Raw genomic sequence first — 12361 nt, forward strand, 5'->3', positions numbered from 1 at the left:
TCGGTCGCGCAGAAAAAGACTTGAGCTTCACCCCGCCGCAGGCGCGGACAGTACCGGGCTCCTCAGCACCGCCGAGAGCTTGCGGGCGTAGAGGGGATCGGTGGCATACCCCGCCTGCGCGAGCGCCCGAGCAAAAGCGTCCGCGTCACCCCCATGGGCGAGTACCGGCGCATAGCGAGGGCTTGCGGCGAGCAGCCGAGCGTAATCGGCAAAGGCTTCAGCGTAGGAGCTGTAGGCGCGGAAGCGCTCGCGGCGCCTTTCGGCACGACCGTCCACATATTCGGTGGTCACCACTTCCACGGTCTCGCCCTTCCAACCGGCTCCCGCCTTGATACCGAACAGGTTGTGGCTCGGGCGCCCGTCCGGATGGCGGATTTCGTACCGGCCCCAACCGCTCTCCAGCGCCGCATGGCCGAGCACGAAGCGCGGCGGCAGTCCCAAGGCGCGAGCTGCGGCTTCGGCGTGGGGCCACAACTGCTCAACGAAGCTTGCCGGCGCCGACGTAGGGGCGTCCTGGACCGACACGGTCGAAGCCGAAGTCGTGGAGGAGAGGGGCGTTCTTTCGACTCTCGGAGGCTGGCTGCGGGAAAGCTGCTCCACCAGTCGCTGTGCCAGTCCCAATCCCCGGGAGGCAGCGTCCCGGGCGAGTTGCTGGTCCAGCATCCCCTGGTAGGTTCGCACCTCACTGCCTCCGAAGCCGTGCTCTTCAAGGCTCGCTTGCGCAACCGCCGCCTGCCGCATGCTCTTCAGCACCATCTCCATGAATACCGCCTCGAATTCTCTGGCCGCTGCTTTGAGCGCCCCGTCGGGATCGCGGCGCGCCTTGGTCCGCAACCCATCCAGGCTTCGGCCGTCGATCGCCAGAGCGCTCAACGCTTCGAGGCTGTGCATCACCGGAGACTTTCCGCGCTCAGATGATTTCCAGCTCGGCCCTTAGAGCGCCCGCCGCCTTCATGGCCTGGAGGATAGCCACCAGGTCCTGGGGCGTGGCACCCAGGGCGTTCAAGGCTTTCACCACCTCAGCCAGGGATGCGCCGGCGGACACCATCATCAGCCGCCCGCCTTCCTGGCGGAGCTCAATGTCGCTGCGCTCAGCCCGCACCGTGTCCCCGCGGCGGGCAAAGGGGGCCGGCTGGCTGATCACCGGCTCGGTGGATACCAGCACCGCCAGATTGCCGTGGGCCACCGCGCAAGTGCCCACTGTGACCGCCTGGTTCATGACCACCGAGCCTGTCCGCGCGTTGACGATGACCTTCGCCGCGGTCTGGGCGGGCGTCACCTCTAGCGACTCGATTTGGGCAAGGAAAGCCACCCGTTCCTCGGGGGCTGTGGGAGCCTGGACCCGAATCACGCGCCCGTCCAAGGCCACCGCGCTGCCTGGCATCAAGGCATTGATGGCGTCCGACACCCGCTTGGCGGTGCCGAAATCGGTGACGTGGAGCTCGAGCTGAAAGTAGCCCTCCTGGCCCACCGGCATAGGCACCGCGCGCTCCACCGTGGCGCCGCTGGGCACACGCCCGACGCTCAGATGGTTGACCTGCACCTTGCTTCCGGCGCTCTCTGCTCCCGCGCCCCCCACCACCACATTTCCCTGGGCAATGGCGTACACCTGGCCGTCGGCCCCCTTCAGGGGAGTGAGCAGGAGCGTTCCACCCCGTAGACTCTTAGCGTTGCCCAGGGAGGAGACGGTTACGTCGATCGCCTGCCCCGGCTTGGCAAAGGGCGGCAGGCTCGCTGTGACCATGACCGCCGCCACGTTCTTTAGCTGCGGGTTTGTTCCGGGAGGCAGATTGATGCCCAACCGCGACAACATGTTGGCAAGGCTTTGCACGGTGAAGGGCGTCTGAGTGGTCTGGTCGCCCGTTCCATCCAGTCCCACCACCAGACCGTAGCCGATGAGGGGGTTGTCCCGCACGCCCTGCAGGGAAGCCAGGTCCTTGATGCGCTCAGCTTCGCCGGGGGCGGAAAAGAGCAAACACAGGACGCAAGCGAGCACGGGCGTCCCACGCCGTTTCGCGCGTCCGAGGCCGGATCGGTCCTTGCAGCGCACGGTCTTTTCGTCCCTGCCTCCCTTCATGTCCTTCGGCCTCCGGCTAGAACGGCAGGACGGTGAGGAAAAAGCGGCCGAGCCAACCCATGACTTGGGCCTCGTCGATCGTGCCGCGGCCGCGGTATTCGATGCGAGCATCCGCCACTTGGGTGGAAGACACCGTATTGGCGGGAGTGATGGTGCTCGGATTGACCACCCCCGAGAAGCGAACATACTCCTCACCTTGGGACAAGGCGAGCTGTTTCTCCCCTGACACCAGCAGGTTGCCGTTGGGAAGCACTTCAATCACGGTGACGGTGAGGGTGCCACTTACCATGTTGTCAGCGCTCGCGGCACCTTTGCCCTGGAAAGTGTTAGCCGAGTCGGCCTGCAAGCCGGCGCCTTGAAGACTCTTGAACGGCAGCCCCTGCACCAAAGGAACGCTAAAATCCACCGAGCCACTCTTAGAGGCGGAAGTCGCCCGATTCTTGGCGGCGATGGTCTTTTCGTTGAGCACGATGGTAAGGGTGTCGCCCACGGCGCTGGCCACCCTATCCTCGAACAGGAGCCCTCCCGGGCCGAACCCGGGACCGGAATGAGCGGCCCGGTAGATGGCGCCATTCTCCGGCGGCGGCGCAACCTGTGGAAGGGGCCGGGCGCTCATGGGTTGATGCACGATGGGCGCGGGCGCGGCACAACCCCACAACACCAGCGCCACCCCGACGATACCCGGGCGAACCTTCAACGTCCAACCTCGTTACGCCGGGTTCCCTTCATTGCTTACCTCTCCCTCCTCTGCCCCGCTTTTACAACTGCCCGAGGCGCTGCAGCATCTGGTCGGAAACCTGGATTGCCTTGGAGTTGATCTCGTAGGCCCGTTGGGTCTGAATCATGCTCACCAGCTCTTCCACCACGTTTACGTTGGAGGTCTCCACATAGCCCTGGTTGAGCAGCCCGGCACCGTTGGTCCCCGGCATGCTCACATTGGGGGTGCCGGAGGCAGCGGTCTCCAGATACAGGTTCTCTCCATAGCTTTGCAGCCCTGCCGGATTGACGAAAGTGGCCAGTTGCAGGGAACCCACCTGTGTCGGGAGGGTGGAGCCGGGCAGCACCACCGACACCGTCCCATCCTTGCCGATGGTGACGCTCAGCGCATTGGCGGGCAAGGTGATTCCCGGTTGGACCGGATAGCCGCTTGCTGTCACCAGCTGGCCATCGGCGTCTGTCTGGAACGCGCCGTCCCGGGTATACGCGAGGGTGCCGTCGGGCAGCAGCACCTGGAAGAAGCCTGGCCCCTGCACTGCCACATCCAGGGCGTTGCCGGTTTGTTGCAGGTTGCCCTGGGTGTGGACCCGTTCGGTAGCAACCGGCCGCACGCCGGTGCCGATCTGAAGCCCCGAGGGAATCTGGGTCTGTTGGGACGACTGGGCTCCCGGCTGGCGCAGCGTTTGATAGAGCAAGTCTTCAAATACCGCGCGCGAGCGCTTGAAGCCATTGGTGCTGACGTTCGCCAGGTTGTGGGCGATCACGTCCATCTGGGTCTGCTGAGCGTCGAGCCCGGTCTTGGAAATCCAAAGCGATCGAATCATGACGTTTTCCTTTCAGTTGCCATGGAGTCCGAATCAGCGCGCCGGGCCGAGGAGCTGGTCCGCCTGACGTTCGTTTGCCTCGGCGTTACCGAGCAAGCGCATGTGCAAATCGAACTGACGCGCGAGCCCGATCATGGTGATCATGGCTTCTACCACGTTCACGTTGCTGCCTTCCAGCGCACCGGGGGCAAGCCGCACCGCCGCGTCCGCCGCCGCGGCGCCCCCACCCCTCATCCGAAACAGACCGTCCTCGCCCCGCAAGAGCTCGGCCCCGGGAGGATTTACCAGCTTGATACGTCCGAGGGGCATCACGTTGGCGCCGCTTTGGCCGTCGAGCAGAGCGGATACGCTACCGTCAGGAGCAATGGTGATCCGAGCATCCAGAGGTGCGGTGATGGGCCCGCTGTCGCCCATCACTGGATGGCCTGCGCCGGTGATAAGGACCCCATTGGGATTGACCTGCAAACGCCCGTTGCGAGTGTAGGCTTCTTCGCCATCGGATGCTTGTACCGCGATCCACCCGGCGCCGAGCACAGCCACGTCCAGCGCCCGTCCCGTCTGCTCCATCGGGCCGGGGGCGAGGCTTACTGCAGGCGTTGTCTCCACCACGTAAGCCCGAGTGGGCAAGCCCGCCCCCTCCACGGGGACTGCGCGGAAAGCCGACATTTGGGCCCGAAAGCCCGTGGTACCGGCGTTGGCCAGATTATGAGCCACCACCTCTTGGCGTACCAGGATCTGCTTGGCGCCGCCCATAGCGAGATAGATCACGCGGTCCATAGAAGATTTCCTCCGACTACCTCCTGCAGGCTCCGGGGGCCTACGTCGGCAGGCACGGCTTCCATCGTCCTTACCTCAGGTTCACCAGGGTCTGCATGACGGCATCCTGGGTTTTGATGGTCTGGGCGTTGGCCTGATAGACTCGTTGAGCGGTGATCATATTGACCAGCTCCTGGGTCAAATCTACGTTGGAGTCCTCCACCGCCGCCGATTGCAGCAGGCCTAGGTTGCTCGAGCCGGGCGCTCCGACCAGGGGCTGCCCCGAATCGGCGGTCTCCGCCCAGGCGTTGTCCCCCAAGGGTTGCAGGCCCGTCGGATTGGCGAAATTCGCGAGCACCACCTGCCCCAGCACGCTGGACTGGCCGTTGGTGTAGCGTGCCAGGATCACGCCGTCGCCCCCCACGCTGAAGCCGGCGAGCCGGCCGGGTCCGTAGCCGTCCTGACTGAGGGCATTCACTCCGAAGGGCGATCCGAACTGGGTGCTGCCGGCGAAATCTAGGTCGAACGTCAGGGGGCTTATCGCGCCGGTGGCAACGGGCGCGGAGACGCTGAAAGGCAAAGAGGTAGTGGTCGTGTCAATGGTGCCGCTGGAGGTGAAATTCAGGCTTCCCAAGGGACCGGTTCCGATCTGGGCACCGTCCAGGGCCCCGTAAACTCTCCACTGATTGGCCCCCGTCTTTACGAAGTAGGTGGACAAAGTATGGGGGTTCCCCAAGCTGTCGTAGACCGTAGCCGCTGTGGAACTAGTGTAGGTCGCCGGATCGTTCACGTCGAAAGCGGCGCTGATCACGCTGCTACGGGAATCCAGGTTGACTCGCGCCGCCACGGATCCGGTCGCCTGGGGCACGAGGTCAGCGGTATCGATGCGCAGCTCGACCGGAGCGGCGGTGTTGAGTAAGCCGTTCACCGCCCCATATCCGGTCAGGCGCTTGCCGCTCGCGTTGACAATGTAGCCATCCCGGTCGGTATGGAACTGGCCGTTGCGGCTATAGGTGACGGCACCGTTGTCGCTTAAGCGGAAGAAGCCGTTGCCGTTGATAGCCACGTCTAGAGGATTGCTGGTCACCGTCACGTTGCCCTGGGTGAACTGCTGGACCACCGCCGCAAGGCGCGTGCCGATGCCGATCTGGCCGGCGCCGGCCCCTGCAAGGGAATTGGCGTAGACGTCCGCGAATTGGGCTACGGACGCCTTGAATCCCACCGTGCTGGCGTTGGCCACGTTGTTGCCGATGACATCCAGGTTTTTGGAGGCGGCGTTCAGACCGCTCAATCCCTGTTGAAAGCTCATGAATCGCTCCTTTTTGCGGCCGATCTTTAGAACACTTGTTTCACGTCGGCGAGCACCGCGCTGCGTCCTCCGGACAGTACCAGGGAGACCGAATCCCCAGAGCGGGCAACTGCGTCTACTCGTCCGAAGGAAAGCGCCATCGCCGCAACGCTCTCTTCGCCCCGTACGGCGCTCACCTCAAAGGAGTAGCGACCGTCTGCGGCTACAACGCCGGATTCGGTGACACCATCCCAATGAAGCCCGTGGATGCCTTCCCTATGGGGGCCTAACTCCGCCCGATGGACAAGGCCTCCCGTGGCATCGCGGATCTCCACCGTGAGCTGGTCCACCGGCTCCTTCAACTCCACGCCGAACAAGGTATGACCGTCTTCCAGAACCAGTTCCCCACCCGGCACCAGGACACCCCGCCCCACCAGGCTTGCAGCAGCCAACTGATGCGTCGCATTCGCTTGGCCAAGCAGAGCGTTCAAGGTGGTGTTCAGCCGTTCGAGCCCCTGTACTGTGCTGATCTGAGCCATTTGGCTGGTGATCTGGGCATTATCCAGGGGATTAAGTGGGTCCTGGTTTTTGAGTTGAGTGACCAGCAGTCGCAGGAAACGGTCTTCCTGCTCCTTCATGACCGAGCGGGGCGGCGTAGCAGAGGTGGCGGCGGCAGTGACGGATTCGACGGCATTCACGGCCATGTTCCTTTCATTCCCCGATGGCCAGGGTTTTTAACATCAGATGGCGGGCAGTCGCCATGACCTCAGCGTTGTTTTGATACGAGCGGGAGGCGGAAATCATGTTCACCATTTCCTCCACCACGTCCACGTTGGGATAGGTAACGTAGCCGTCCGCGTCGGCGAGGGGATGCCCCGGGTCATGCACCTTGCGCTGAGGAGAGAGGTCTTCCACCACGCCCGCCACCCGTACCGCGGAAGCCCCTGCGTCGATCGGCACGGGGCTAAACACCACCTGCCTGGCCCGATAAGGTGTGCCGCTCGCGCTAGTGGCGCTCTGCGCGTTCGCCAGGTTGCTGGCAATCACGTTGAGCCGCTGGGACTGGGCCGCCATGGCGGAGGCGGCGATACCGAAGATCTTGCCGAGAGCCATGGAATTCCTCCGTTAGGAACCGCGCTAGCCGGTGATCGCGGCGAGCAAGGACTTGAGCCGGGACGCGATGAAGCGTATGCTCGCCTCGGCTCGGATCGCGTTGTCGGCGAAGTGGGCACGCTCCACATCCATGTCCACCGTGTTGCCGTCCAGGCCGGGTTGCAGGGGCACCCGGTACAGAGCCGCAGGCGTGCCAGCAGCGAAGCTGGAAGCGGGCAGGTGGGCTGACTGGGTACGTACCATGAAAACACCGGCGCCACCGTTCGCCTCTGCCACGGCGCGCCCAAAATCAAGGTCCCTGGCCTTGTAATGGGGCGTATCGGCATTGGCGATGTTGGAGGCAATGAGCTGCTGGCGCCTCAGGCGCAAGGCGAGCGCCTGTTCGTGTAACGAAAGCGATGCGTCCAGCCGATCCATCATCGAGCATACTCCTTGAGCTAAAGGCTGCGCGCTGTCTGCGCGGGGTCCCACGTAGACCATGCTAGCCGCGATGTAGGGAAAGCCAAAGGAGGATAAGCGGACGGAAAGCCCGCTAATTCCGCGCGCTCAGGCCCGCGCGAGATGAGCCAGCACTTGGGCTGCCAGCCGTTGGATCGGCAGCACTTCGTCCACTGCGCCCAAGGCGATCGCCTCCCGGGGCATGCCGAATACCACGCAAGTCGCCTCGTCTTGAGCGAAGTTGTAAGCTCCGGCGCGTTTCATCTCCAGCATGCCTACTGCCCCATCCTTGCCCATGCCGGTCAGAATCACGCCCACGGCGTTACCGCCTACCCACTGGGCGGCTGAGCGAAACAGCACTTCCACCGACGGTCGGTGGCGGTTTACCGGCGGCTCCTGGCTAAGCTCCACGGTATAGTGGGCTCCGCTGCGGCGCACCTTGAGGTGGGAATGACCCGGGGCGATGTAGGCATGCCCGGGTAACACCCGCTCGCCATGTTCGGCCTCTTTCACGGCGATGCGGCACAGGCCGTCGAGCCGCCTGGCGAAGGAGCGGGTGAAACCTTCTGGCATGTGCTGGGTGACGAGCACCGCGGGAGCCTGCGGGGGAAAATTGATGAGAAATTCCTTGATCGCTTCCGTGCCCCCAGTGGAAGCTCCCACCAAGACCAGCTTGTCGCTCGCGCAAAATCGTGACGGCACTGCGGCAGGCTGCGGGTAGGGGTTAGGCGGAGGCCGCAGGTGGGCAATGGCCGCGGTGCGGATCTTTTCTGCGAGCTCTTCGGCGTAAGCGCCCATGGCTCCGAGCGGATCCTTTTTTGGCTTGGCGATGAAATCCACTGCACCCAGCTCCAGCGCCTTCAGGGTAGTTTCAGAGCCGTACTCGGTGAGGCTCGACACCATCACCACCGGCGTGGGACGCAGCCGCATGAGCCGGGCGAGGAACGTGAGCCCATCCATCCTGGGCATTTCCACGTCCAGGGTAATCACATCCGGGTTGAGCGTCCGAATGAGCTCCTCGGCCGCGAGGGGGTCTCGGGCCGCACCCACCGCTTCCAGATCCGGCGTTGCGTTGACGATCTCGGTCAGGATCCTACGCATGAGCGCGGAATCGTCGACGATCAACACCCGCAGCCGACCCCCCAGTCTTCTCTTTGCCGAAGGCATGGATGCCGGATGATGATGCCCGGCGCTCATGGCAAGCGTTTCCCTCCTCGGAACGGTGCAGTCGCCTCCACACCTGGTGTGCCGACCCTCCCATGCAGCCCGACAGAGGAAACCTGCCCGTTCGCCCCGGCCACGGGACGGCCCTCCGCCAAGCCAAAGCCTTCCTCACCCATTCTTCTTTCCTTCTCATGGACTTGCCGCGGGTTGCACAGCGGTGCGTAGACGGTGCGCCCGCAGGGACGGAACAGGTCCGCCGCATGGGTCAGGCTTTCCGAGTGCCCAGCAAACAGCAACCCATGAGGGGCGAGCAGCGGCGCGAGTTTCTCCAGTATCCGATACTGGGTGGGCTTGTCGAAATAGATCATCACGTTGCGGCAGAAAACGGCATCGAAGGGCCCGCGCACGCTCCAGACGGGATCCAGGAGATTAAGGGGCGCGAAGGTGATGATCGCCTTGAGCTCATCGCGCACCCGTACGCAGCCCGCCGGAGTGCCGGCGTCCCTCAGAAAAAAGCGCCGCAAGCGTTCCCGGGAAAGCTTCGCCACCCGCTCCTCTGGATATACCCCGCTTCGGGCCCAGGCCAGGGCCTGGGTATCGATGTCGGTGGCGAGAATTGTCACCGGCGGCGTATAGCTCGCAAAGACCTCCATCATGGTGATTGCCAGGGAGTACGCCTCCTCGCCGGTGGAAGTGGCCGCGCTCCACAAGCGCACAGGACGACCGCCGCGATGCTCCGCCACGTGGCGCGCCAGCAAGTCGAAGTGGTGGGCTTCCCGGAAAAAGGCTGTCAAGTTGGTGGTCAAGGCATTGGTGAAGGCTTCCCACTCCGCTTCGTCGCCTTGTTCCAGCCGAGCCAGATAATCGCCGAAAGATCTCAGGCCCAAGGAGCGCAACCGGCGGGCCAGGCGGCTGTAGACCATATCCTTCTTGGCAGGCGAAAGGCATATACCTGCCCGCTGTTGAATGAGGGTGCGCACCCGCTCGAAGTCGCGGTCCTGGTAGACGAACTCTCTTTCTTCCCCTCGAAGCGATCCCACTGTGGATGACCTATCGACGTGCCCGTCTTAAGCCAGGGCCTCCCGGAGCCGAAGGGTCCCCGTAAACCACCCGGGCCGGAGGCTGCCTTCTCTCCGCGAAACCGACGATCCCATTAACGGCGCTCGTGTCTCGGAGCTTAAACGCTTCGCTGCACTGCGACCGGCGATCTCGCGCATCTTCGCCCGGTATCGGCAGGGCAAAACGCAAGAAAAAGCCGGAAAAACCGTTCCTTTTTCCGTCTGTGGGCCGCTCTTCCCGGTGGCACCATGGCGCCCATGGAGCGTGCCAGCATCTTCCAACGCCCTGCGGTCCGACACAGGATAGCGGGCCTCGCCCTCGCCCTCGCCCTCGGGCCGGTGAGTGCTGAGGTTCTACGCCAAGCACCGGGAGCGATCGCCCAGGCAGCCCAGGAATTCGTGCTGCAGGAAACGCGGTCCCTATCCGGCCGGGTAAGCGTGCAGGTGGGCGGGCTCGACGAGCGGCTCGTCCTGCCGGCTTGTGGGGTTCTCGAGCCCTTTCTGCCGCCCGGCCAGCGGTTGTGGGGCAACGCTTCGGTAGGTGTGCGCTGCGTGGCGCCCACCGCCTGGACCGTCTATCTGCCGGTCACTGTGCGCGTCGAGGGCGAGGTATTGGCCGCCGCTCGTCCCCTCGCTCCCGGAATGCGATTAAGCGATGCGGACCTCGTCCCTGTTGCCGCCGACCTGACCCAATTGCCGGCCGCCGTGGTGAGCGACCCCCGGGACGCCTTGGGCAAGACGGTGACCTCCCCCATCGCCGCCGGGCAACTGTTGCGCTCAGATCAGCTGAAGGCAACGCCCGTTGTGATGCAGGGCCAGACAGTAAAGGTAATCGCCCGAGGACGGGGGTTTTCCGTCAGCGCCGAGGGCCGGTCTCTGTCCTCCGCCGCCGAGGGTCAGCTCGTCCAGGTGCGCTTGGGGAGCGGGCAGCTGGTCTCGGGGATCGCCCGCCCGGGAGCCATGGTGGAGGTGACGCATTAAAGTTTCCGGAACCGAAGCCGTAATCCAGTTGCCCCCAGGAGACGGAAGGACACCCATGAAAATCGACCATTCGGTGAAGCAGCTCCCCGGCATCGGCCCCGTGGGCGAGGGACAAGCCCGGCCAACAAATGGCCCAGCACCCGCTCCCCGAACCTCCGAGGCAGATAGTGTCGAACTTTCCCCCCTTTCTGCCCGACTTCAGCGCCTGGCGCAAGGAATTGCCGACACCGAGGGGATTGACGCCACCAAGGTAGCCGAGCTCAGGGTTGCTATCGCCGAAGGGCGCTTGCGCATCGATCCACAGGCCATTGCCGACAAGTTAATCGAGGAGGCCCGTGAGCTGCTCGCCCGCCCCCGGAGCTGAAGAAAACCCCGCGCAGGACTTCACTGCCGAGCGTCGCGCCCTCGCTGCCCTGGCTGCCCTTCTCACCCGGGAGCGGGAGACGCTGGTGGCCGGAGACTTGGAGACCCTGGCTTGCCTCGCGGCGGAAAAAGAGGCGTCCGTCGAGGCTCTGGAGCGGCTCTTGGCTGAGCGCTTCGCCGCACTTGGCGGGGAAGGCGCCCCCCCGGATATGCGCACCCGACACAACGCCTGGCTTGCGCGGCAGCCGGATACGGTGCACGCCGCCTGGGGATCCTTGCTTGCCGAGGCGGCCCGGCTTCGGGATCTGAACCGCCTCAACGGGCGGCTCATCGACCAGCGCCTAGCCCTCTGCCGCCAGGGTCTCGCCCTTTTGGCCCGCTCCAGCGAGGCAAACCTCTACGATCAGACCGGACGCCTCCTTCCCGCAAGCCGCCCCTGCGAGGCCGTTCGGGCCTGAGCTCCACGCCCGCGACCGGTTCCCTCCAGGCGGTCAGCCTTTGGCCCTGTTGCCCGAGTTGGGAAGCCTCGAGCCATGGAATGGCTGCGGAACCCGGGGCTTTGCCTCGACGTGCCCGGAAGGAGCCCGCTCTGCTTCCCCCACGCTTTCGGCCAGGGTCATCACCGTCACGCGGCGGCTGTGGCGCTCGGCTCTCTGGCGTTTCGTCACCAGCAACGGGGCAGTAGGAAACCTTTGGCTCCTCCGCGATCCGGAACCAGGTTCAGCAACCGCCTCTAGGAGCGCAACAAGTAGGAAAGCAGGCCCGTGAAGGTTAAAAAAAATCCACCGCTAGGGCGTCGCTATCGGTCTCTGAGTCTGGCGCGCAATCGCGCCACAGCCTGGCTATGAATTTGGCACACCCGGGACTCGGTAACCCCGAGCACTGCGCCGATTTCCTTGAGGTTAAGCTCCTGCTCGTAGTAGAGCGCCATGACCAGCTTCTCCCGCTCCGGCAGCTCATCGATCGCCGCCGCAAGCCGCCTGCGGAAGTCCTCGTCGATGATGCGCTCGAGAGCAGACGGATGGGGGTCGGCCGCGTGGCGGTCGAGGAAGTGTTCCTCCTCGCTTTCGTGAAAATCGTCGTAGTGGACGATTTGCACGCCGCGCGCCTCGGACAGCATTGCCTGATACTCCTCCAGGGAAACCCCCAGCGCCCGCGCCAGTTCCTGCTCGCTGGGTGGCCGTTGTAGGCGCTGTTCCAAGCTCGCTATCGCTTGCTCGATGCGCCTCAGACTGCGGCGCACGCTGCGTGGCATCCAATCTGCGGCCCGCAACTCATCGAGGATCGCGCCTCGGATACGCTGGGTAGCATAGGTCTCAAACTGAGCACCCTGTCCTTCCTGGAAGCGCTGGATCGCGTCCAGCAAACCGAGCATCCCTGCCTGTATCAAATCCTCCACCTGCACGCTCGCGGGCAGCCGCGCCATCATGTGATAGGCGATGCGCTTGACCAGGGGCATGTAGCGCTCGACCCAGTACTCCCGATCGCTCAACCCTGTTGCGGTGTACATCCCACCTTCCTCCTTCCTTGATCCTCATGGCCGCTCAGGATGATTGCCACAGCCGTTCCGGGCTAGTCTGTA

At 64.3% G+C, this 12361-nt stretch carries 15 protein-coding genes; 3 read left to right on the forward strand and 12 right to left on the reverse strand.

Annotated features, from left to right (window positions below; translation table 11 throughout):
- Positions 1-27: 27 nt before the first annotated feature.
- The 11 genes from flgJ to ACTFO6_RS08395 form a co-directional block, all read right to left on the reverse strand.
- Entirely contained in the window at positions 28-891 is an 864-nt protein-coding gene (gene flgJ / locus ACTFO6_RS08345; protein WP_439934120.1) for a flagellar assembly peptidoglycan hydrolase FlgJ, read from the reverse strand.
- 19 nt (positions 892-910) lie between these two features.
- Positions 911-1996, reverse strand: a complete 1086-nt coding sequence (locus tag ACTFO6_RS08350; RefSeq protein ID WP_439933996.1) for a flagellar basal body P-ring protein FlgI — start codon at positions 1994-1996, stop codon at positions 911-913.
- Between the two features lie 97 nt (positions 1997-2093).
- Positions 2094-2774 carry a flagellar basal body L-ring protein FlgH gene (locus ACTFO6_RS08355; RefSeq protein ID WP_439933997.1) on the reverse strand — a complete coding sequence of 227 codons (681 nt, stop codon included), beginning with the start codon at positions 2772-2774 and terminating at the stop codon, positions 2094-2096.
- Between the two features lie 61 nt (positions 2775-2835).
- On the reverse strand, positions 2836-3618 hold the full coding sequence (gene flgG, locus ACTFO6_RS08360) for a flagellar basal-body rod protein FlgG (protein WP_439933998.1): 783 nt from the start codon (positions 3616-3618) through the stop codon (positions 2836-2838).
- 33 nt (positions 3619-3651) lie between these two features.
- On the reverse strand, positions 3652-4395 hold the full coding sequence (locus ACTFO6_RS08365; RefSeq protein ID WP_439933999.1) for a flagellar basal body rod protein FlgF: 744 nt from the start codon (positions 4393-4395) through the stop codon (positions 3652-3654).
- Between the two features lie 70 nt (positions 4396-4465).
- The gene (flgE, locus tag ACTFO6_RS08370; RefSeq protein ID WP_439934000.1) at positions 4466-5683 is read right to left on the reverse strand and encodes a flagellar hook protein FlgE; all 1218 of its coding nucleotides are present in this window, start codon (positions 5681-5683) and stop codon (positions 4466-4468) included.
- Positions 5684-5709: 26 nt separating this feature from the next.
- Positions 5710-6360: a flagellar hook assembly protein FlgD gene (locus tag ACTFO6_RS08375; RefSeq protein ID WP_439934001.1), complete on the reverse strand. Its 651-nt coding sequence runs from the start codon at positions 6358-6360 to the stop codon at positions 5710-5712.
- 13 nt (positions 6361-6373) lie between these two features.
- Positions 6374-6775, reverse strand: a complete 402-nt coding sequence (flgC, locus tag ACTFO6_RS08380) for a flagellar basal body rod protein FlgC (RefSeq protein ID WP_439934002.1) — start codon at positions 6773-6775, stop codon at positions 6374-6376.
- 24 nt (positions 6776-6799) lie between these two features.
- Positions 6800-7195 (reverse strand): flagellar basal body rod protein FlgB, encoded by a 396-nt coding sequence (gene flgB, locus ACTFO6_RS08385; RefSeq protein WP_439934003.1) that lies wholly within the window; start codon positions 7193-7195, stop codon positions 6800-6802.
- 126 nt (positions 7196-7321) lie between these two features.
- Positions 7322-8359 carry a protein-glutamate methylesterase/protein-glutamine glutaminase gene (locus tag ACTFO6_RS08390; protein WP_439934121.1) on the reverse strand — a complete coding sequence of 346 codons (1038 nt, stop codon included), beginning with the start codon at positions 8357-8359 and terminating at the stop codon, positions 7322-7324.
- A 47-nt stretch (positions 8360-8406) separates the two neighbouring features.
- Positions 8407-9417 (reverse strand): CheR family methyltransferase, encoded by a 1011-nt coding sequence (locus ACTFO6_RS08395; RefSeq protein WP_439934004.1) that lies wholly within the window; start codon positions 9415-9417, stop codon positions 8407-8409.
- A gap of 276 nt (positions 9418-9693) precedes the next feature.
- On the opposite strand from ACTFO6_RS08395, the gene flgA reads away from it, so the two are divergent.
- From flgA to flgN, 3 genes are read left to right on the forward strand one after another with little or no spacing between them, the layout of a single operon-like run.
- Positions 9694-10416, forward strand: a complete 723-nt coding sequence (flgA, locus tag ACTFO6_RS08400) for a flagellar basal body P-ring formation chaperone FlgA (protein ID WP_439934005.1) — start codon at positions 9694-9696, stop codon at positions 10414-10416.
- A gap of 55 nt (positions 10417-10471) precedes the next feature.
- Complete coding sequence (gene flgM / locus ACTFO6_RS08405) at positions 10472-10780, forward strand: flagellar biosynthesis anti-sigma factor FlgM (protein ID WP_439934006.1); 309 nt, start codon at positions 10472-10474, stop codon at positions 10778-10780.
- Positions 10752-11237: a flagellar export chaperone FlgN gene (gene flgN, locus ACTFO6_RS08410; protein ID WP_439934007.1), complete on the forward strand. Its 486-nt coding sequence runs from the start codon at positions 10752-10754 to the stop codon at positions 11235-11237. The genes flgM and flgN overlap by 29 nt, the downstream gene beginning before the upstream one ends.
- A gap of 341 nt (positions 11238-11578) precedes the next feature.
- Here the strand turns inward: flgN and ACTFO6_RS08415 are convergent, their stop codons facing one another.
- Positions 11579-12289: an RNA polymerase sigma factor FliA gene (locus ACTFO6_RS08415; RefSeq protein WP_439934008.1), complete on the reverse strand. Its 711-nt coding sequence runs from the start codon at positions 12287-12289 to the stop codon at positions 11579-11581.
- Positions 12290-12361: the final 72 nt, after the last annotated feature.

Source organism: Pelomicrobium sp. G1 (assembly GCF_051905455.1).
Taxonomy (GTDB): Bacteria; Pseudomonadota; Gammaproteobacteria; order Burkholderiales; family UBA6910; genus Pelomicrobium.

Coding starts and splice junctions, on each gene's coding strand:
- flgJ (WP_439934120.1), bottom strand. CDS start 891: ATGCACAGCCTCGAAGCGTTGAGCGCTCTGGCGATCGACGGCCGAAGC.
- flgG (WP_439933998.1), bottom strand. CDS start 3,618: ATGATTCGATCGCTTTGGATTTCCAAGACCGGGCTCGACGCTCAGCAG.
- ACTFO6_RS08365 (WP_439933999.1), bottom strand. CDS start 4,395: ATGGACCGCGTGATCTATCTCGCTATGGGCGGCGCCAAGCAGATCCTG.
- flgE (WP_439934000.1), bottom strand. CDS start 5,683: ATGAGCTTTCAACAGGGATTGAGCGGTCTGAACGCCGCCTCCAAAAAC.
- flgC (WP_439934002.1), bottom strand. CDS start 6,775: ATGGCTCTCGGCAAGATCTTCGGTATCGCCGCCTCCGCCATGGCGGCC.
- flgB (WP_439934003.1), bottom strand. CDS start 7,195: ATGATGGATCGGCTGGACGCATCGCTTTCGTTACACGAACAGGCGCTC.
- flgA (WP_439934005.1), top strand. CDS start 9,694: ATGGAGCGTGCCAGCATCTTCCAACGCCCTGCGGTCCGACACAGGATA.
- flgM (WP_439934006.1), top strand. CDS start 10,472: ATGAAAATCGACCATTCGGTGAAGCAGCTCCCCGGCATCGGCCCCGTG.
- ACTFO6_RS08415 (WP_439934008.1), bottom strand. CDS start 12,289: ATGTACACCGCAACAGGGTTGAGCGATCGGGAGTACTGGGTCGAGCGC.